This window comes from Crenothrix polyspora (genome assembly GCF_900163755.1).
Classification (GTDB): domain Bacteria; phylum Pseudomonadota; class Gammaproteobacteria; order Methylococcales; family Methylomonadaceae; genus Crenothrix; species Crenothrix polyspora.
The window spans coordinates 1-20,399 of record NZ_FUKI01000062.1 but is presented as its reverse complement, the minus strand read 5'-3'; the positions used below and the strand labels follow the sequence as shown (position 1 = coordinate 20,399).

Sequence of the window (20,399 nt, the reverse complement as noted above, 5' to 3'; positions counted from 1 at the left end):
AAGTTCATGCTTCGACAGGCTCAGCACGAACGGTGGTGGCGTTTAAGTTGTTCAAGTTATTTCGTGCGCGTTCCTAAGTTGAAAACGCTGTAACGTCGCCATATACTCTATCGTGTACAACTACCGCTGAAGCGCTTTACTGGTTTCAGTAAATTCGCGCCAACGCAAAGCTTCCCATTCATAAATCAAATTACTCGCTCTGGTTTTCAATTGCGCATCCTGCAAGCTATCTTGATACGTCTTCCAGATATTTAACTCACTGAAGTAAAACATTTCCGAACGAAAATCAAAAACAGTACGCACGCCTGCTTTAGCAACATGCGCACACAAAATAGGTTTTGATAGACTACCAACAATTTGAAACACCCGTTTATTGCCGTCTAAGGGCATGTTTTTTTCGCCCAATGCCGAGCGTAACATGATTTCCGCAACATCACTTTGACCAATAGCTGCATTATCAACCACAATATCAGCATCATTAATAATTAAAGGGATTTGCGTTTGCGTATCGTTAATCGCGTGTCCATGCCCTAAAAAACCATCATCAAATAAAGATTCGCCATGATCGCCTAAAATCACTAAAGTTGTGTTGTTATACACACCGAGTTTTTTCAAATCATCTATTATTGCGCCCACTGCCCAATCCGCATTGACCATCGCGTTCCAGTAAGTCAATGACACCCAATCTTTATTAGCGGGATTAATATCTGAACGCGGTATAGGCTTATTAGTTATGCGCTGTGTCATTTTAGGGTAGGCATAAGGAAAATGCCCTGCTTGAATATTAATATAAAAAAACTGTGGCGTGGAAAAAGCAACGTGTTTAATACGTGTTTGGAATTGTTCAACGACTCTTTCTTCACTTAATCGAAGACTGCCGGAATCTGTACTTGGAAAAACCCGATCTTTAAGTGCTGTTCTGGCATCAAAAAAATTGACTGTCTTGTCATTTATGCCAACCGTTTCAGCCATATCACCGAATGATTCATCTTGTCCCGAAATAACAGAAAGTTGATAACCTGCCGCCTGCAAAAATTTAACTAAGCTAAGTTTACTTTTGCCGTTAATCAGCTGCCTGTTAAAAATAGCCTTAAGCGACGTGGTGGTATATCCGGTATGACTGTAAGCATAAGAGAATGATGTGCCTTGCTGGGTAAGGCTACGCAAATTTGGCGCAACATATCGATGATTGATCTGCCGTGTCAAGACATCAGCTCGCGTACTTTCCAAAACTATTAAAACAATATGTTTGCCTGATTTAGCGGTGATGTGTGTCAGCGTATCTTTTTCAATAGACGGTACCAATGCATCTCCTAAAAAGCCATCCTGATCTACACCATCGCCTGGAATATCCAAAGCACCTGGATAAATAGTGGCATTGAAAGAAGCCTTGTCTTTGGGATAAGAAAAAATACCAAAGCCATCAAAATCAACATCAGAGATTTTATCCAGACCGGTACTGATCAATTGGTAAGATATTTTCTTTTCCAAACCGTATCTAAAAAAATCATTATTAGATACAAAAAAAGTCATTACCAACGTTATCACAATAGTCATTGTTAACATAATGACATAGGTACTGTGAGCGCCATCTTTTTTCGAGAGCTGTTGTATGTATTTGTTTTTACTTAAGGCATTTAAAATAAAAACGACACACGAAACAATCAGGCATATAGCGCCGGTAAATAACGCAATTTCATTACTGGCATAAGACAGGGCTTGTTGTAAACTGCCACCGCCTAAGCTTTGTATAATGTGCAGATTAATGGTATCACTGAAATACGATAAAACTTTAAAGCGCAATCCTAACCAAATACCTACCGAAATCACCACCAATACCGTGAAATAATAGTAAATAATGATGCCATGCCGCTTTAATTTTTGGGCAATAAAAAACCATAAGCTAGCAAGAGTGCCATACAGCGCTACATCAAACCAACAGGATAGAAGAATGAAGCCCGTGCGTTCAGGCAGTGTTTGATATGAAAAAGGCTGTAAAAAGCCACCTGAAAACAAGGTGTATTTAAAATGAAGAAAGGTTAGTTCAAAAAGCTGAATAGCAATAACTGCAATCAATACAATCAGTAATCGACGGTAACGCCAGACCAGCTCTTCTAGTTTAAGTAAAAACACTATCTATAGCCTGAAATTAAGATAAATCTGCGCATAAATATAGTATTGCTTATAACAGTTACTGTATAACAGTCTAAACAGAGCGTTGCCATCTGACGGCAGCAAGGGGTTTTGAAGAGGTATTTTAATGGAAGCACAAAAGTGCAGTCGCTGCCATTGTGCTGCGCCCGCTACAGCAAGCTCAAAGGCAGTATTGCGGGGCTTATTACAAAAATTTGACGGTGTATGAGATTACAGATGGTGTATTTTTTGAATAAGACCGTGCATGTTTGGCGGCAATGGCAGTGTACCGGTAATTAAAAGCGCTAACAAGACATCATCTTCAGCGCTTAATAGTTCGATAAACTGGGCTTTTTCATCGTGTGTTGCAGATTGATAATACCTGTCCAGATAACGTGTTAACAGTATATCTAACTCCAATGTGCCACGCCGACATTGCCAACGTAACTTCGCCAATTCACGCATCAGTCCCGCTTGCGCTCAACCATCAGTTTTTTAATTTCCGCAATGGCTTTGGCAGGATTGAGATTTTTCGGGCACGTATCTGTGCAGTTCATAATGGTATGGCAGCGGTACAGCTTAAACGGATCTTCCAGCTCATCCAGACGCGCATCGATACTTTCATCGCGGCTGTCGGCTATCCAGCGATACGCTTGTAACAATACCGCAGGGCCTAAATAACGCTCACTGTTCCACCAGTAACTGGGGCAACTCGTTGAGCAACACGCGCACAACACGCATTCGTACAGACCGTCGAGTTTCTCGCGCTCCTCTTTACTTTGCAGGCGCTCGGTTTTGGCTGGTGGCGCAGTGGGTGTGTCCAGCCAGGGTTTGATAGACGCGTACTGAGCATAAAAATGCGTCATGTCTGGCACCAGGTCTTTGACAACCGCCATGTGTGGCAGCGGGTAAATTTTGATTGGCCCGGTATACAAATCCATGTCGTGGATACAGGCCAGGGTGTTTTTGCCGTTCACGTTCATCGCGCACGAGCCACACACACCTTCACGGCACGACCGCCTAAAGCTTAAGCTGCTGTCGATTTCATTTTTGATCTTGATGATGGCATCCAGCACCATCGGCCCGCAATGATCCATATCCAACTCATAAATATCAATGCGTGGATTTTCGCCGGTATCGGGATCCCAACGGTAAATTTCAAAGCGACGCACGTTTTTGGCATCGGCTGCGGCACTGAAGGTTTTGCCTTTTCCGACCACGGAGTTTTTTGGTAACGTGAATTCAGCCATCAGTAAATTCTCTCTTTGGGGGGAATGACCTCAACTTCATCGGTCAGAGTATACAAATGCACGGGGCGGTAATCGATTGTCACTGTGTCCTCGTTAAGCCAGGTGAGCGTGTGCTTCATCCAGTTGGCATCATCGCGCTCGGTGTAATCTTCCCGCGCATGGCCGCCCCGACTTTCCTTGCGGTTACCGGCGGCGCTGATGGTGACTAATGACTGGCACAGCAAATTATCCAGCTCCAGGGTTTCCACTAAATCGGTATTCCAGATCATTGAGCGGTCAGTGACTTTGACATCGGCAAACGACTGATGAATGTCGGTCATTTGCTGGATACCCTCATCCAATGTCACTTGGGTTCGGAATACCGCCGCCTTGCTCTGCATGACTTTTTGCATGTCCAGACGGATATCGGCGGTGCTGCGGCTACCATTGGCATGGCGGATTTTATCGAACCGCGCCAACGCATTATCGCAAGCGTTTGCCGCTAACGTTTTATGTGGGCTGCCGGATTTGATCAATTCTGAGCAGCGGATAGCGGCAGAGCGGCCAAACACCACCAGATCCAGTAACGAGTTAGAACCCAAACGGTTCGCACCGTGCACGGACACACAGGCGGCCTCTCCTATCGCCATCAGTCCAGGCACCACTTTGTCGGGATTGCCATCGTCCAGCGTCACCACTTCGCTTTTGTAGTTGGTGGGGATGCCACCCATATTGTAATGCACGGTCGGCAACACCGGAATCGGCGCTTTGGTGACATCGACACCGGCAAAAATGCGGGCGGTTTCGGCAATGCCTGGCAAGCGTTCAAAAATAATGGCAGGGTCAAGATGTTCCAGATGCAGGTAGATATGGTCTTTGAGCTTGCCAACACCACGGCCTTCGTTGATTTCTATAGTCATGGCGCGGCTGACGATGTCACGCGAAGCCAGATCACGCGCAGACGGCGCGTAGCGTTCCATAAAACGCTCGCCTTCGGAATTGGTCAAATACCCCCCTTCACCGCGTACGCCTTCGGTAATCAGGCAGCCAGAACCGTAAATACCGGTGGGGTGGAATTGCACGAATTCCATATCTTGTAGCGGCAAGCCTGCGCGTAACACCATCGCATTGCCATCGCCGGTCACAGTATGCGCCGAGGTACAGGAAAAATAACTGCGCCCGTAGCCACCGGTCGCCAGCACCGTCATCTGCGCCTTAAACAAATGCAGCGAGCCATCGTCCAGACACCAGGCCAGTACACCACGGCATTCGCCGTCCTGCATAATCAAATCCAATGCGATGTATTCGACAAAGAATTCAGCCTTATGTTTGAGCGCCTGTTGGTATAGGGTGTGCAAGATGGCATGGCCGGTCTTGTCCGCAGCAGCACAAGTGCGCCGCGCCTGTTCTTTGCCGTAATGCGTGGACATACCGCCAAACGCACGTTGGTAAATCTTGCCTTCCGGTGTTCTTGAAAACGGCACGCCGTAGTGTTCAAGCTCGATGATGGCGGGGATGGCCTCGCGGCACATGTATTCGATGGCATCCTGGTCGCCCAGCCAGTCCGAACCTTTCACGGTGTCGTACATGTGGAAACGCCAGTCGTCCTCGCCCATATTACCCAGCGCCGCGCTGATGCCGCCTTGTGCGGCTACAGTATGGCTACGGGTAGGAAATACTTTGGTGATACAGGCAGTTTTCAGGTTTTTTTCCGCCATGCCGAAGGTGGCACGCAAACCTGCACCGCCTGCGCCCACCACTACCACATCGTAACTGTGTTCAATAATGTTATATGCTGCTGTCATACCCTACCCTGCCGATACAATGCGAAACACGGCCAGCAAAGCAGCAGCGCCCAGTAATAAAAATGTCACGTTGACTCCCCAAATGGCAAACTGTTGTATCCGTTGTTCAGCCACATAATCCTCAATCACCACTTGCAAACCCAACGCCGCGTGATAGAACACCGTCAGTAACCAGAGCATCAAACCCAGCGCATTTATCGGAAAAGAAATCCAGTCTACAGTTTGTTGGTACGGTGCGTTATTGCAAAACTCAAACAGGCGGATAATGAAGTAAGACAGCGGTACTAAGGCCACGGCAGATACCCGTTGCAGCCACCAATGTCCTGTGCCGTTTTTGGCAAAACCCAGGTTAATGATTTGGCTTAAGCTTAGTTTAGTCAGCATGTTTTAACCTGCTATCACAAAAGTGGCCAATGTTAACAAGCCTGCGGCGAATAATTCAATGCAGGCGTAGCGCGTTAAAGTGGCACGGTCAAAGCTACGCCCCATATCCCACAGCAAATGCCGCACGCCGTGGCAGAGATGGAAAAACAGCGCAAAAACAAATCCCCAGTAGACCAACCGAATCAAGCCCACTTGCAAAAATGCCTGCACACTTTGGTAAGACACTGCCCCACCAGCCACAGCCCACAACACGTACACCACACACAGCAAACCGGCCGACAACAATACGCCGGTGATGCGGTGGCTGATAGAGATGAGTCCGGTAAGTGGCAGTTTATAAACGTGTAGATGTGGGGATGTCGGGCGATTGTTAGCCATAGTGATAGCCTGTTATTATGTTAAAAATCGACACAGCGGCCATTTTTTTCCCAATCGCCGTAGCGGGTGGGTTCAGGACCTGTTACGCCACCGGTTTCTGAGCTGATCTGTGGCTCAGGCGGGTTAGCGGTTAGCGGTGTTTGATTGGTTGGTAACACGGCGATATGTTCACTTAAGTTTTGTGTTGGCATAGAAACGGACTCTCCTGACTTAAAGGCTAATGAATACATGCAGTGCAAATCTATGTGTTGGATTATAGCCTTTTCCTGAGTGCTGTCGTAACTTTCCTTGTGCGCTATAAAAAAAATATCCGATGTAGTTAATTCATCAGATAATCTACGCTGGTGTTTAACTATAGTGTTTTGTGTCGTAGTACGTTTTACATTATCGTGATTACTTCACCCACACACTACCATATCAAACTTCCTACGCAATAGATCTCCAAAACAGCTAGTACATCAAATCGTATAAAAACAGGATAATAAAAATCTTCAAATCATGAATGAAATGCTGATTGTGTACAGCATAAAGCTAAATTAAAATCCTGTTGACTTCCAATTTGGTGTACTAGCTTGACATACAGCGTTTTCAACTTAGGACAGTTACAGCCACCGTTCGTGCTGAGCTTGTCGAAGCATGAACGGTACACTTCGACAAGCTCAGTGCGAACGGTTACGCTGTAACTATTGAACTGTGAAAACGCTGTAAATGCTATTTATACAGTAAGAGGTACACGCTAGGCGGCGCAATAAACGTTTTATCTAACATATTTAATCAAACCTTCAATACAACCTAATCAATGGAACAACTCACTGACTTAAAAGCCATATTACATTCCAAACGCGCCAATATCTATTATCTGGAAAAATGCCGTGTGATGCAAAAAGACGGTCGTGTACTGTATTTAACCGAAGCCAAGGAAGAAAACCTTTACTGGAACATTCCTATTGCCAATACGACGGTTGTGTTACTGGGCATGGGCACTTCTATTACGCAAGCTGCTATGCGCATGCTGGCTAGTGCGGGTGTATTAGTGGGTTTTTGTGGCACTGATGGTACACCTTTATTAACCGGTACGGAAATTGAGTGGTTCACTCCGCAAAGCGAATACCGACCTACTGAATACATTCAGGGCTGGCTTAAATTCTGGTTTGACGATGCCCAGCGATTAGCTGTAGCCAAACGCTTTCAACATGCACGGGTTCAATATATTCAGCGCATTTGGGATAAAGACCGTGAACTGAAGGCGGAAAATTTCTTTGTTGATGACAGCGCCATTGCCAGTGCGCTTGATGGCTACGTGAATAGCATCGACACTGCCCAAAAAGCCGGCGACCTGTTGCAACGCGAGGCTCTGCTGACCAAACAGCTTTATCGCTATGCCGCCAAAACCACCCAATACAGCGATTTTACCCGTGACCATCAAGGTAACGATGTGGCCAATGGTTTTTTAAATCACGGCAATTATTTAGCTTATGGTTTAGCAGCCACTACGCTATGGGTATTGGGTATACCGCACGGTTTTGCGGTGATGCACGGTAAAACTCGGCGTGGCGCATTGGTGTTTGATGTCGCTGATTTGATTAAAGATGCCATTGTGTTGCCTTGGGCGTTTGTGTGTGCCAAAGAGAAGATGAGCAAGCAGGAGTTTCGCCAGCAAGTTGTGCTGAAGTTTACTGAACATAAGGCGTTGGATTTTATGTTTGAACAGGTGAAGCAACAGGCGCTTCGGGAAGACTTGTTATGATGGTGACGTTTGTTAGCCAATGCCAGAAAAAAGCCCTGAGCCGCACCCGCCGTGTGTTGGATGCTTTTGCCGACCGTATTGGTGATAACACTTGGCAGACGGTGATTACTGAAGACGGTTTGATCGCCGTTAAAACCTTGTTGAAAAAAACCGCCACTAAAAATACCGCCGTGTCTTGTCATTGGATACGCTCCAGAAGCCGTAGTGAATTGGTGTGGATAGTGGGCAATCGTGATCAATTTAATCCGCAGGGCATCGTCCCCGTAAACACCACCACAAAAGAGTTATTCATGGATATACCAACCGATAAACCCAATCCTCATTTCTTGTATGCCAATACCCATTTGCAACCACTGGCTGAACATTTGTTTGCTGTGGGCTATGTTGCGGAACAACTGCATAAACGCTTGATGTCGAGCCAAGAAAAGCAATCCACGGCTACTTTTGTGGCGGGGTGTTTACATGATTTAGGCAAAATAGACCCGTGTTTTCAAGAGTGGGTCAGAAATCCGAAGAAGAAAGACTATGTGGCAGAAGATGGCCAGCATATTGATGATACGAAATTTAGCTTTGATAAGCATCCTCGACATAATGAGGTTTCCGTGTTGCTTTATGAGTTGCTTGATCCAATCGGGTTTAAGGAGATTAATACGGCAAATAAGGCTTCAATTAAACACACTGTTTATTGGCATCACGCCAAACCCTATCGAAAAGAAAAAGACCCAGATTTTTCAACCTATGGCGGCATTCATAAAAAATTGTCCGGTAATCTAACAAACCTTAGTTTTGCAGAACTGGTGGAGAAAACTCAAAAATTACTAAAAGATTTAAGCGAAATGGATTGTCGCTACCGTGTCATTGATACCTCTTTTTTGGCAAAAATATATAGTGAAGAAGTGGATTTAGATGCCTTGATAGCTGATAAAAAAACCAAGCCTTTACCTGCTTACAAGAGTTATGAAGCTGACGAACGCTTCGAGAATTACCAACAGCAAATCAAAGAAAACGCTTTTAACAACGTTATGCGTACTTGTGTCATCTCAGCGGATCGTTGGGTTTCGGCACTTAGTTCAACTGACTTACACAAGCATATCAAAAGCACCAGCCTTAATACCTTAGTTGATGAGTTATTATTGCTGGAATCCACGCTGTGTTCGCATATTGAAGCCTGTTTAACGTATTTTCCAACTAGCGAGCGCAGTAACAAACAAAGTGAGATTGCCAATCAGCTTATTAAAGCGCAAGACGTTGCTGTTTTGGCGGGGCCTGCGGGCTGCGGAAAAACCAAAATTGCCTTGGAATGGGCAAAATTAAAAAACGCCCAGCAACTGATTTGGATTTGTCCCAGAGTACAAGTTTGCCAAGGTTTGTTTCATGAATTGATTTCGGAACAATACTTGCCGAATGCAAAAATAGAAATCAATACCGGTGAGTTTAAATACACGAATAAATGGGATAAGCCTACACCAGAAAAAGAATATTTTTCCGGTGATGTGGTGATTACCACTATAGATCAAATATTCGGCACGATTATTACCCATACCAAAGCCAATTCGCTCATCAATTATTTAAACGCGCATGTGGTATTTGATGAGTTTCACGAATACATCAACATGCCAGCGTTTAATTTGTTGTTTGCCGAATTGATTGCCTGTAAGCAGCAACAAGCATCACAGGCTAATACGCTTTTAGTTTCAGCAACACCGCATTATTTTTATTGTCAGCAGGTATTAGGAATTGATCCAGAAGATATTATCGCCATGCCGTCATTTAACCCAAGCCGCTACCGCATTGACTTCAAGGTATTTGACGAAACCAGGCAAGACGACAGTAATCCTCTTTATCAATCGCACCAAGCCAACACCATTGTTATTAGCAATACGGCGATAACCGCGCAGAAAAGCTTTATTCGTAATCAGCAAGAGAACTCGGTGTTATTGCATTCCAAGTTTAAGAAAAGCGATAAACAAAAATGGTTTGACGAAGTTTACGAATCCTTTAAAAAAGACGGCACGCGAAAATTTGATGTTTTACGCAGTGGCCCGATTGTACAAGCGTCTTTAAATATTTCTTGTGATGCTATGGTGACGGAAATAACCAATGCCGAGGATTGCTTGCAGCGCTTAGGACGGCTTGACCGTTTTGGCTCAAACAAAGACGTGAACGTGTATTGTATAGCCGTGCCAGAGCCTATACACCAAGGTAAGGGTACGGGATCTGCGGCTCGATTTTTATCGCGTATGTTTACCTTTGGTGCTACCAAGGCGTGGTATCAGTTACTACAGGCAGAGCTGAACGAGCAAACGTTTACCTTGCCGCAACTCTACAAACTCTATGAACAATTCCATAAATCTGATAATGGCCGGAAATTCATAGCGTCCGATTTATCCGCTTCACTTAAGAAAAGCGTGGAATTAATCAACCAAAAAGTAATTGACCCGATCACTATCCCATCCAAAAAAGTGCTGGAAAAAGGCAAAGCCAAGATCAGTAAAAGTTCGTTACGTGGCGAAAATCGCTTTGTGCAAATGGCTGTTTGTTTTGTAGACGATCCTAGCAAGCCTGATTTTCGTGAACAGTATGCTTACCAGCCACCTATAAACGAACGTGATGATTTTGATAACTTAACAGCCTCCACTGAGGAAATTCAAGGCTATGGCGACAGCGATAAAAACTTGTTGGCCTATATGAAAAGTAAGCATCACAACGTTATGGGCGGCACTAAAGCCTTTAAAGACTTTATCTTGCTTAACGAAGCAAGAGATCCAGAATTTCCCGTTTACCTGAGTTATACCCCTAACGATTTACTCCGGGTTGGCGGAGAAAGCGCACGTCATAGTTACGCCATTTACTATGCCGTGTGTGAAAAACAACCTATCGGCGCAATATCAATCAAGCATTTAACATCAACAGAAGATTAAGCTATACAAAACGGGCAAAACACCAGATCAACTGTTACCGAGGCCACTATGAAACAACTGCTATTAGAAATAGACGAAACCACAGAAGCAAAAATTAACGCTGCGGCGAAAACAGCAGGACTCTCCGCCCAGCAATGGTTACAACAGATTATTGATGAAAAAACAGTCACAACTTGGCCAAATGCCATTAAAGCATTAGCCGGTACGTGGCAAGACGCGCCATTTTCAGAGGAGTTACGCGCAGCAGAAGGACAAGATATTTCAAGGGAAGATTTTTAATGTACGCTCTCGACACCAACACCGTGATTTATTTTTTTAAAGGGTTGGGCAATGTTGCTACCCATTTATTTAGTTTGCCGCCACATGAAATCGCGTTGCCTTCAGTAGTTTTATATGAACTGCAAGTCGGCATTGCCAAGTCAACTTCACCCGAAAAACGTAGAAACCAATTAAATGAATTGCTCACAGTTGTGCGCGTGTTGCCGTTTACCGAACATGAAACGGCTATTACCGCCCAGCTTAGGGCAACCTTAGAAAAGGCTGGCACACCGATTGGTCCGTTGGACATGATGATTGCGGGCATTGCTTTAGCCAACCAAGCCACCTTAATAACGCACAACACAAAAGAGTTTTCACGTATTGAAAATTTACGTTTAGAGGATTGGTTTGAATCTCTGTGAGTCTAACCCCGCTATCAACAGCGGGGTTGTTTCATTGCTAAGCTGCCTGTGCGGCAGTAAACGCTAGAACATAGTTTTCTAAGCTACTTATGCAGTAGAAAGGGCATTTTACTATACAAAAACTTACCACAACAAATTTCACTTAGAATATAGTGGTATTTTTTATTGTGTGTATATATAATTTTGTCCGTCGGGGAACTTGCACCTGATGAATTCAAATCTCACAATAAAAATAGGAAAACAGTTATGAACAAAATTACAGGCATTAGAAGTGTTGACTTCAAAATCACAGCATTAGGTCATGGTGTCGTGAATTGGAATGGACCCGCTCGTCTAACTGGTGATGATGGTCAGGAGAATTCAGTACATACATTACCCAAGTTAAGAGGCTACAGTAATCTAACGGGCAAAGTTAAAGAAGAAACCGGCTATAAATATAAAAAACAGGCCTCTGATATAGATTTTAAAGAAACGCCGATGTATATCAGCCAAAACTGCATTCGCCATCATTTATTTAGAGATCAAGCGTTTGATTTGCATTATGCCAAAGATAAAAATTTACAAGATGTGCTGGCTTCAATTACAGGTTTAATACGTGGTTATGTTGTACCTTCAAGCCAATGCAAACGTACGAGTCCGTTATTACTAGAGGATTTTATTGACCAACTGGGCAATGGCAATTTTGAACAAATGGGGCGTTCTGGTTCAAAAGAAAAAGGTAAGGATGACAAGGGTGGTGATGTTGCCAGCAATTCTTTTTTCTCTAAAACCACGTTTGGCGAAACTGAATATTTATCTTACGGTTCTATCAGTATTGAGCAGTTGCAGTTTATTTCGTTAGATAAAAAATTTGACCGTGCTTCCATGATTATTAAGGAAGGTGAAGGCGAAAAAATCGCTGAAGCTATTCAAGAATTTATTAAAAGCCTAGCGCCAGAACGCAATCCTAAAGCGGTTTTCCATAAAAATTATGTGCGTGGTGGCACTATCTTTGAAGAAGGCGAAGTTGGTATTTTATTGGATAACGAGGCTATTGATATTTTGATCCATGAAACCATCCGCATGATTAGCGAGTTAAACATTCGGCAAGCCAAAGGTTATATGTATGTGGACAGTGTGCTGGTGGACTATAACGACAGCCATAAGATGATGCGGATTAAACGCTCGGAAAGTGAAATATCGGAAACACCAGAAACTGATTATGCCGTTTACTTCTATGCCAAATAGAGGCTTGTATGCGAATTACGATTAAATACGAAGCCAGTTGGCGTAACTCTTTTTTGGATGGTTCAAATAATGAACCGCTACCCAAAGGTGGGCGGGGATTTGTGGGTTCAATGACTAATTTATCTAAACGTAACAGTGATGGTAAGTACCCTAACTTTATTGAGCGCAAGGTGAGTCATGACACGGTTATGGGGGTTTTAAACAGATTGATTGGCGATCAACGTAAGCTTTATCAATCAAGAGAAGCCAAAAACTACTTTTTTGCCGACATAGAAAATCAAGTTAGCTTTGAAAATAACCATGACCAATCTAAACCGATTAATTCAGAAATGGTTTATATCCGTAATATCACAGGCAGCACCGATCAAAACTCTTTTACCGGCATGATTAAAGGCAACGACCCGATTTTTAGCTCGGATTATTCAAATGCTTTTTGGGGAATAATCACATTGAATTTTGATGCCTTGTGCCAATTCATCATCAACCCAGATTATACGGTTGAAAACCAAAGGCTGTTTGATCCCGTCAGTGTCCTCAGTCAATTGGAGCAACTTAACAAATTAAAAGCCGTTGAGGTAGTCAATCATGTTGAAAGCGCATTATCCGTATTGAAGGCTAGTTTTCCTGATGCTGAATACGTGAGCGGCAAAGGCTTGATTAATCCCATCATGTTTTATTGTTCGGCATTGTATCTACAGCTTTCGCGGTTAAGTGAACACTGTGATTTATCCAATGCGTTGACTAAAAGCGGCGGAATCAGTGGTATTTCGAAGCGTGGGTTTACCGCCAAAGACTTTATGGATCGCTTTACAACCGGCAGCAAAAAACCTATTTGGGGTAATCCTTACATGTTGAAAGAAAAGCGTAAAGGCGAAGGCGAAGTGACTTCTTTACTCACCAAAGCTAATGGTACACTCGAAATAAATTTGAACATACCACAAGAAAAAGCCTTAGAACTCAAAGATATGATAGAAGCTGCGGGTGTTTCAAGTTTTTATCTAGGCAAAAAAGGGCTGGCGTATGTTGATAATCTTAGGATATAGGGGCAATCATGAAACATTACATTGAAATCACCTTATTGCCCAATCCAGACATCCATTTGTTTGGTCTTTGGTCGCAAGTCTTTCAGCAAATCCACTTAGGCTTAGTAGAAATGCAAGACGACCAAAGCCGCGTACCCATCGGCATCTCTTTTCCTGAGTATGTCACTGGTGCAAAATACAGTGTGTTGGGTGGAAAGCTGCGTTTGTTTGCGATGGACGAAGCCACGCTGGCTAAGTTTGATGCTGCCAAATGGCTATTCCGCCTAAGCGACTATGTGCATTGCACCCGTATTCGGCCAGTGCCGGAAAAGATTTTGGGATACGTCATATATCAACGGGAACAGCCTAAAGCCAGCAAAGAACGTTTAGCTAGGCGTTATGCTAAATACCATAAAGTGGATTATGACACCGCTCTACAGCGTTATAATGAAAAACCTTATAAAACCATCACAAGCCCGTTTATCCACTTGAAAAGCTTGAGCAGTGAACACACGTTTTGTTTGTGGATAAAAAAGCAGGTGGCTACTGAAAACACCCAAGGTACATTCAGTAGTTACGGGTTAAGTGCAACGTCGACAGTACCCGATTTTTGATGCTGCTGTTTATGCGCTTTGGCAGAAAAGGTTTGTTATTGAAATCCGTTGATTTCATGTAAAAAGGTGTAGGCAACTAAAGCAATGTTTTCATTGCTGAAAAAGGTAGCATCAAACGATTTTTACTGCCTGAAAGCGGCTTGAAACCAAATTTCTGGTAAAAACAAGCCGCCTTTTCATCTTTGGCATCAACAATCATACCCAACGCGCCAATTTTTTCAGCAGTCTCAGCCGTGATGCTAAACGCATGAAAGATTAAGGCATCGCCATAGCCTTGCCCTTGGTAATGTTGGTCTACCGCTAACCGACCCAGCAATAAAAAAGGTGCGTCTGAGTATTTACCTAGCCTTGTATTATCGGGTAATTGGTCGGTTGGAACAGAATGCGCACACAGGGAATAATAGCCGATTATTTGTTGCTGTTCTGCCAGTACATAAACCCGTGTTAAGCCACGTTTTTGATCTTGGTTTGCGAATTGTTGCAGGTACAGGTTGAGTTCGGTTACGCCACAGTCAAAGGCTTTACGCTGATGTTTGCCTGGGTCTAAACGTTCAAACTTCATCAGACAGGATATTTTTGTAGGTCAGTGCGGCTTTTTTCATGCGCTCAGTGGGTTCTGGCGGGTTATCCAGCATGTCGAAAAAAAGCGCCCAATCTTCTGGGTTAAAATGAGTTTTTTCATGTGCTGCAATAACAGTTTCTGCTTTTTCGCGGATACTCTGGCGAATAAATTTACTTTTATCCAGATCAATATAATGCCTGGCTTGTTCAAGTAGTTGCAGTGTCACGGGATCCATGCGGATTTTTAGCACATCTTTTTTGTTGGTGTCGGCACTCATGGTTCACTCCACTATGATTATTACGCGTAATAGTGTACCTACAAAACTTATATTTTGTGGGAATAAATAATTTGCATATAGCTTTGTAGCACTCTGCTACAATCCAGGTATCCATCCAGACCAGGAGCACAAATGGCAAAAGCAGCATCGCCCATCCGTTTGCAAGATGACATTATGCAAGCGGCGACATTGGCGGGTAAGCGTAACCACCGCAGCGCCGCCGAGCAAATTGAATATTGGGCGGAAATGGGGCGTAAGGTGGCGGCATTTCTTAATCCGGATGATCTGCTGTCGGTTTCTGCCGGATTGGCGAAGATAAGGCTGGAGCCGGTGTTTGGTGTTCCTCTTGATGCAGATACGGTTTTTTGTGCGCTGGAGGCCGAACGTAGCAATGGCAGCTTGTCGCAAACAGTCACCCGCAGCTCGGTAAGGTATCAGGTTTCCCCGCTCCATCCAGGCTATCTGGAGCAAATTGACGGCAATGGTGTACGGGTAACCGGACAGTTTGAGAATGGTGAATTTATCGCCGTATCCGAAACTGCGTTTAAAACCGCTAAGATTTTTATGAATGGCCGCAGCCAGGCGCTTCGCTTGCCTAAGGAATTCCGTTTTGATACGGATGAGGTTTACATTACCACGCAAGGTGAAAATTTGCTGATTTCGCCCAAAAAACCGAATTGGGATGATTTTTTTAATACGCAACCGGTTTTTTCCGAAGATTTTTTAGCCGATAGGCAAGATGTCATAGCACAAGAGCGGGATTTCTTTTAAATGTTGGCTACCCACTTAAGGCGGGACACGGTGCAAAGCTTAACCGTTCGCCCTGAGCCTGTCGAAGGGTGGGCGGTTAGCCGATCATGGTTCGACAGGCTCACCACGAGCGGCTTAACCTGAAACTGTCCCGCCTTAAGTGGGTAGCTTAAATGTTCATGCTCGATACCAACATCTGTATTTATGTTTTAAAGAACCATTCCGAGCCATTACGGCAAAAGTTTAAACGTGTAAAACCGCTGTGTATTTCATCGGTGACGTATGGCGAGCTGTGCTTTGGCATTGAAAACGGCGCGGAAACATTACAGGCTGAGCGGTGGCGGCAATTGGGTTTATTGGTCCGGTGTTTGTCTATACTGCCTTGGGATGACAATGCGGCCAGGCATTATGGCAACATTAGGGCGGTGTTGAAAAAACAGGGCAACATGATTGGCAATAATGATTTATTGATTGCTGCCCATGCCCGTAGCATGGCGCTGGTTTTAGTGACCAATAATATGGGTGAATTTAGCCGTGTTCCGAATTTACAGGTAGAAAATTGGTTGTTGGATTAATGGGTATTTTGAAGATACCGATACAGCCAGTTACACGTTTTTAATCAACTGTAGGCTTTTTATGAAACTATTGATAACACTTACTCCCCAACAAATTGATGTGATTAAAAGCCAGGTGTTTAGTGATGATGCACCCGGCACGATACTTAAAGATTTTTCTACGCTGCTGAATTTTATAGGTGCTAATGGCATAGACATTTCGCCAAGCACAACGGCTTTTGCTGCTAAACATTTGGCAGAGCTGAATGGCTTGTTGTCTCGGCCTATGGCGCTTGCGTTAAAGCGCCCCATGCAGAAATCTTATCCACACATTAATGGCTTGTTTTTATTGCTACGGGCTTCGGGGTTAACTTATGTGCAGGTCGGTAAAAAACAAAACCGTTTGATGCTTAACCAAACAGTATTGCCGAGTTGGGAGGCGTTAAATTCTGTTGAGCGGTATTTTGCGTTGTTTGAGGCGTGGTGGCAGCGTGGAAATGGGGAAAGTATTGGTGAACGCGGTGGTTTTGGATTTTGGGGCAACCATTTTAGTAATTGTATCCATTTTTTTAAGAAGACCTTGCAAGATCAACCCGTTGGCAAAAACCTGAGTGCAAATGATTTAGATAGGTTGCGTTATTACCCCGGTCTTCATCATTTGGCATTAATGGAACTATTCGGTTTTGTGGCGATTACGTTGGATGCGACAGTTAACAACGCTAATTGGCCTGTCGTTAACGTTGAAGCGACACGCTGGGGGCACGCGGTATTGGGCTGTTTGTCTGGGAGTTTTGCGGTAGGACTATTTGAAGAAGACCAAGCGGAAGAAAAATTGGCAATGCGGTTGTTGGATAAAATAAAGGCACATCGTCCTGATTTGAAAAACACCTTGCCTCTGCCCCAATCTGAGGTTTTGGCTGATGCGAATGTGACCTTTAAAGTGACTTTACTTAAGGCCAGCCGTACGTTATCGATTAGCAGTGCGGCGAGTTTGGATGACTTGGCCAGTGTAATTTTGGGCGCTTTTGATTTTGATAACGACCATCTTTACGAGTTCAGTTATAAAGATGTCTACGGTATAACGGCATCTATTTCGCATCCTTATGCGGAGAACGAAAACGGTTTGTTCACACCGGATTACCGTGTGGGGCAAATGCCTTTATATGTGGGTATGAATGTGACGTTTCTTTTCGATTTTGGCGATAACTGGGAGTTTCTGTTGGTTGTTGAGGCGATTGATACCGAGGGTAAGCCGTTGGCCAAGCCAAAAGTGATTAAGCGGGAAGGCAAATCGCCGGAACAATATCCTGGGTATGATGAGTGACAGGTTTTTTGAAATCCCTTTTTAATACCAAAGTTTTGTTGGCTTTTTAAAAACATAGAAAAATCATAATGTTACGAAGGCGGATTTTTTCATTGGTAAAAAGGGGGAAAATCGCTTAAACTATTGTTGCATTTAATTTTTTTCGATTAAATGCTCTGTTAACTGCCGCACAGGCAGCTTAGAAAATGTGATATAATAATCTTGACTTTGATAATAAGTTAACTGCCGCACAGGCAGCTTAGAAAGCCAAGGATTAAGCTACAAGATATTATTGACAGTTAACTGCCGCACAGGCAGCTTAGAAAAACTTCTTTAAGAAAAACATTATTTTTCGATGGTTAACTGCCGCACAGGCAGCTTAGAAATGGCTCGTATTCGCAGTTTCCCCAATCTGATTGTTAACTGCCGCACAGGCAGCTTAGAAACAACGGTAACTATATCTTAGTTGATACAGATAGTTAACTGCCGCACAGGCAGCTTAGAAAAAAGTCTTTGTTTTAATGTGCCATCGGCAGTGGTTAACTGCCGCACAGGCAGCTTAGAAATACAGTAGCGAACTGAGTAAGTGACAGTAGCGGTTAACTGCCGCACAGGCAGCTTAGAAAAGCTCTCACACTCAAACCGAGTATATAAAATAGTTAACTGCCGCACAGGCAGCTTAGAAATTAGATAGTTAGAAAGACTAGATTGTTAGTATGTTAACTGCCGCACAGGCAGCTTAGAAAATTATACTTATCTTAACCGGATTATTAAGTGAGTTAACTGCCGCACAGGCAGCTTAGAAATTAAATTAAGAGTTAAACACGCCAGATGGGACGTTAACTGCCGCACAGGCAGCTTAGAAATTAAATTAAGAGTTAAACACGCCAGATGGGACGTTAACTGCCGCACAGGCAGCTTAGAAAAGTACATCACTGTTAATTACATAACTAATATCGTTAACTGCCGCACAGGCAGCTTAGAAATCTCGGCTTGTAGTAATAAAGTCATTACGAGAGTTAACTGCCGCACAGGCAGCTTAGAAAATATTTAAACGGTAGAGAGAATCTATCAGGTGGTTAACTGCCGCACAGGCAGCTTAGAAAACTAAAGATGATTTATAAGTATTAGCAGCAAAGTTAACTGCCGCACAGGCAGCTTAGAAATATCTAAGTTAGTTAATTTAGTTAATTCTTTAGTTAACTGCCGCACAGGCAGCTTAGAAATAGCGCCTCGCTCGTATCCGTCGCGTATGCGAGTTAACTGCCGCACAGGCAGCTTAGAAATAGTACGTGGGCTTTTTTTTGCTTGCTACACAGTTAACTGCCGCACAGGCAGCTTAGAAAGTCGCTAACAACGTCAAGTATAAACCGCTTATGTTAACTGCCGCACAGGCAGCTTAGAAAAGCTTACAATTGACCTTATTGCTTCGATGTGAGTTAACTGCCGCACAGGCAGCTTAGAAATCAACCATACAGACTAGAACGAGAATAAATAAGTTAACTGCCGCACAGGCAGCTTAGAAAAAAATTATCAAGCCTCACTTGGAGCATCCCTGGTTAACTGCCGCACAGGCAGCTTAGAAAATCACGATAGGCTGATGGATTTGGTTGATGATGTTAACTGCCGCACAGGCAGCTTAGAAATGTCGTTTTGTCAGCAATAATAATTATGTCTTGTTAACTGCCGCACAGGCAGCTTAGAAATGTGGGCTAAGTTGATATACAACTCGCTGATTGTTAACTGCCGCACAGGCAGCTTAGAAATTAGAAATTCTGTTTCTTATGCTGCTCGGATTGTTAACTGCCGCACAGGCAGCTTAGAAATATCGAGTACAATACCAGCACAAGATGAAGGTGTTAACTGCCGCACAGGCAGCTTAGAAAATTATGGTGTTCTAAGAACGTAATAGCTGCCGGTTAACTGCCGCACAGGCAGCTTAGAAAAGCATAAAAGGCGTATTTAACTATGGTAATAAGTTAACTGCCGCACAGGCAGCTTAGAAATATGCAAGCAGTATCAACAGATGTTTCTATGTGTTAACTGCCGCACAGGCAGCTTAGAAATATTTTTGGTAGCTTAACATCACTTATGCCGCGTTAACTGCCGCACAGGCAGCTTAGAAATGATGCACAAAATGAGCTATTCTTTAATTTTCTGTTAACTGCCGCACAGGCAGCTTAGAAATGACAACTCAGTCGCTAAAATAATGACCGCTAGTTAACTGCCGCACAGGCAGCTTAGAAACAGCAGTTATTGCCGACATCAACGCAGACAACGTTAACTGCCGCACAGGCAGCTTAGAAAATTGACCCATCATATTTGTCGTTAAAAATCGAGTTAACTGCCGCACAGGCAGCTTAGAAAATGTAAAAAAGTTAATCACTGTTAGCCGTGAGGTTAACTGCCGCACAGGCAGCTTAGAAATTAATTGATTGTACACTTATACCGACAAGCGTGTTAACTGCCGCACAGGCAGCTTAGAAATGAGTATGCGTGGGACGCAAGACCAATCGTTAGTTAACTGCCGCACAGGCAGCTTAGAAACATAGCTGAGACGGATGGACGTACTGGCGACTGTTAACTGCCGCACAGGCAGCTTAGAAAACGGACATGCGCTGCAAAATGCCCATTGTGTCGTTAACTGCCGCACAGGCAGCTTAGAAATCTTCAATGCCATCAAAGTTACGCACCCAGGCGTTAACTGCCGCACAGGCAGCTTAGAAAGTTTTCGCGTCTTCTTGCCTCAGCACCCGTGAGCGCGTGGATTGAAAACTACCTTATTAGTTGATCTAATAATAGTTATATTAATT

The 20,399-nt window shown here is 43.8% G+C and carries 19 protein-coding genes and 1 CRISPR repeat array; of the genes, 10 read left to right on the top strand and 9 right to left on the bottom strand.

Going from position 1 to position 20,399, the window contains the following annotated elements:
• Positions 1-120 precede the first annotated feature (120 nt).
• The 7 genes from CRENPOLYSF2_RS04050 to CRENPOLYSF2_RS04020 form a co-directional block, all read right to left on the bottom strand.
• Positions 121-2,133: an LTA synthase family protein gene (locus CRENPOLYSF2_RS04050; RefSeq protein ID WP_245807889.1), complete on the bottom strand. Its 2,013-nt coding sequence runs from the start codon at positions 2,131-2,133 to the stop codon at positions 121-123.
• Between the two features lie 231 nt (positions 2,134-2,364).
• Positions 2,365-2,598, bottom strand: coding sequence for an FAD assembly factor SdhE (locus CRENPOLYSF2_RS04045; protein ID WP_087142682.1), 234 nt, complete (start codon positions 2,596-2,598; stop codon positions 2,365-2,367).
• Positions 2,598-3,383, bottom strand: a complete 786-nt coding sequence (locus tag CRENPOLYSF2_RS04040) for a succinate dehydrogenase iron-sulfur subunit (protein ID WP_087142681.1) — start codon at positions 3,381-3,383, stop codon at positions 2,598-2,600. Before CRENPOLYSF2_RS04040 ends, CRENPOLYSF2_RS04045 begins: the two co-directional genes overlap by 1 nt.
• The gene (gene sdhA, locus CRENPOLYSF2_RS04035; protein WP_087142680.1) at positions 3,383-5,167 is read right to left on the bottom strand and encodes a succinate dehydrogenase flavoprotein subunit; all 1,785 of its coding nucleotides are present in this window, start codon (positions 5,165-5,167) and stop codon (positions 3,383-3,385) included. Before sdhA ends, CRENPOLYSF2_RS04040 begins: the two co-directional genes overlap by 1 nt.
• Before the next feature lie 3 nt (positions 5,168-5,170).
• Positions 5,171-5,551, bottom strand: a complete 381-nt coding sequence (gene sdhD / locus CRENPOLYSF2_RS04030) for a succinate dehydrogenase, hydrophobic membrane anchor protein (protein WP_087142679.1) — start codon at positions 5,549-5,551, stop codon at positions 5,171-5,173.
• Positions 5,552-5,554: 3 nt separating this feature from the next.
• Entirely contained in the window at positions 5,555-5,929 is a 375-nt protein-coding gene (sdhC, locus tag CRENPOLYSF2_RS04025) for a succinate dehydrogenase, cytochrome b556 subunit (RefSeq protein WP_087142678.1), read from the bottom strand.
• A 20-nt stretch (positions 5,930-5,949) separates the two neighbouring features.
• Positions 5,950-6,120: a DUF1674 domain-containing protein gene (locus CRENPOLYSF2_RS04020; protein WP_140396786.1), complete on the bottom strand. Its 171-nt coding sequence runs from the start codon at positions 6,118-6,120 to the stop codon at positions 5,950-5,952.
• 608 nt (positions 6,121-6,728) lie between these two features.
• On the opposite strand from CRENPOLYSF2_RS04020, the gene cas1f reads away from it, so the two are divergent.
• The 7 genes from cas1f to cas6f all read left to right on the top strand — a co-directional run bounded on the left by cas1f (position 6,729) and on the right by cas6f (position 14,140).
• Entirely contained in the window at positions 6,729-7,676 is a 948-nt protein-coding gene (gene cas1f, locus CRENPOLYSF2_RS04015) for a type I-F CRISPR-associated endonuclease Cas1f (protein ID WP_087142676.1), read from the top strand.
• On the top strand, positions 7,673-10,597 hold the full coding sequence (locus tag CRENPOLYSF2_RS04010; protein WP_087142675.1) for a CRISPR-associated endonuclease Cas3'': 2,925 nt from the start codon (positions 7,673-7,675) through the stop codon (positions 10,595-10,597). The genes cas1f and CRENPOLYSF2_RS04010 overlap by 4 nt, the downstream gene beginning before the upstream one ends.
• Before the next feature lie 48 nt (positions 10,598-10,645).
• Positions 10,646-10,876: a hypothetical protein gene (locus tag CRENPOLYSF2_RS04005; protein ID WP_087142674.1), complete on the top strand. Its 231-nt coding sequence runs from the start codon at positions 10,646-10,648 to the stop codon at positions 10,874-10,876.
• Positions 10,876-11,277 (top strand): type II toxin-antitoxin system VapC family toxin, encoded by a 402-nt coding sequence (locus tag CRENPOLYSF2_RS04000; RefSeq protein ID WP_087142673.1) that lies wholly within the window; start codon positions 10,876-10,878, stop codon positions 11,275-11,277. Before CRENPOLYSF2_RS04005 ends, CRENPOLYSF2_RS04000 begins: the two co-directional genes overlap by 1 nt.
• Positions 11,278-11,523: 246 nt before the next feature.
• Complete coding sequence (gene cas7fv / locus CRENPOLYSF2_RS03995; RefSeq protein WP_087142672.1) at positions 11,524-12,504, top strand: type I-Fv CRISPR-associated protein Cas7fv; 981 nt, start codon at positions 11,524-11,526, stop codon at positions 12,502-12,504.
• Positions 12,505-12,512: 8 nt separating this feature from the next.
• Positions 12,513-13,547, top strand: a complete 1,035-nt coding sequence (gene cas5fv, locus CRENPOLYSF2_RS03990) for a type I-Fv CRISPR-associated protein Cas5fv (protein ID WP_087142671.1) — start codon at positions 12,513-12,515, stop codon at positions 13,545-13,547.
• An 8-nt stretch (positions 13,548-13,555) separates the two neighbouring features.
• Positions 13,556-14,140 carry a type I-F CRISPR-associated endoribonuclease Cas6/Csy4 gene (gene cas6f / locus CRENPOLYSF2_RS03985; protein WP_087142670.1) on the top strand — a complete coding sequence of 195 codons (585 nt, stop codon included), beginning with the start codon at positions 13,556-13,558 and terminating at the stop codon, positions 14,138-14,140.
• 76 nt (positions 14,141-14,216) lie between these two features.
• On the opposite strand, the gene CRENPOLYSF2_RS03980 is transcribed toward cas6f, so the two are convergent.
• Both CRENPOLYSF2_RS03980 and CRENPOLYSF2_RS03975 read right to left on the bottom strand, forming a co-directional pair.
• Complete coding sequence (locus tag CRENPOLYSF2_RS03980; protein WP_176371023.1) at positions 14,217-14,702, bottom strand: GNAT family N-acetyltransferase; 486 nt, start codon at positions 14,700-14,702, stop codon at positions 14,217-14,219.
• Positions 14,692-14,979 carry a type II toxin-antitoxin system TacA family antitoxin gene (locus tag CRENPOLYSF2_RS03975; protein ID WP_087142668.1) on the bottom strand — a complete coding sequence of 96 codons (288 nt, stop codon included), beginning with the start codon at positions 14,977-14,979 and terminating at the stop codon, positions 14,692-14,694. Before CRENPOLYSF2_RS03975 ends, CRENPOLYSF2_RS03980 begins: the two co-directional genes overlap by 11 nt.
• 132 nt (positions 14,980-15,111) lie before the next feature.
• Between CRENPOLYSF2_RS03975 and vapB the strand changes: the two genes are divergently transcribed.
• From vapB to CRENPOLYSF2_RS03955, 3 genes are all read left to right on the top strand, one after another.
• Positions 15,112-15,750 (top strand): type II toxin-antitoxin system VapB family antitoxin, encoded by a 639-nt coding sequence (vapB, locus tag CRENPOLYSF2_RS18990; RefSeq protein WP_217884062.1) that lies wholly within the window; start codon positions 15,112-15,114, stop codon positions 15,748-15,750.
• Between the two features lie 152 nt (positions 15,751-15,902).
• Complete coding sequence (gene vapC / locus CRENPOLYSF2_RS03960; protein ID WP_087142667.1) at positions 15,903-16,304, top strand: type II toxin-antitoxin system tRNA(fMet)-specific endonuclease VapC; 402 nt, start codon at positions 15,903-15,905, stop codon at positions 16,302-16,304.
• Between the two features lie 61 nt (positions 16,305-16,365).
• Positions 16,366-17,607, top strand: coding sequence for an IS1096 element passenger TnpR family protein (locus tag CRENPOLYSF2_RS03955; protein ID WP_087142666.1), 1,242 nt, complete (start codon positions 16,366-16,368; stop codon positions 17,605-17,607).
• 157 nt (positions 17,608-17,764) lie between these two features.
• Positions 17,765-20,313: direct repeats of the CRISPR family, unit length 28 nt; unit sequence GTTAACTGCCGCACAGGCAGCTTAGAAA.
• Between the last annotated feature and the right edge of the window lie 86 nt (positions 20,314-20,399).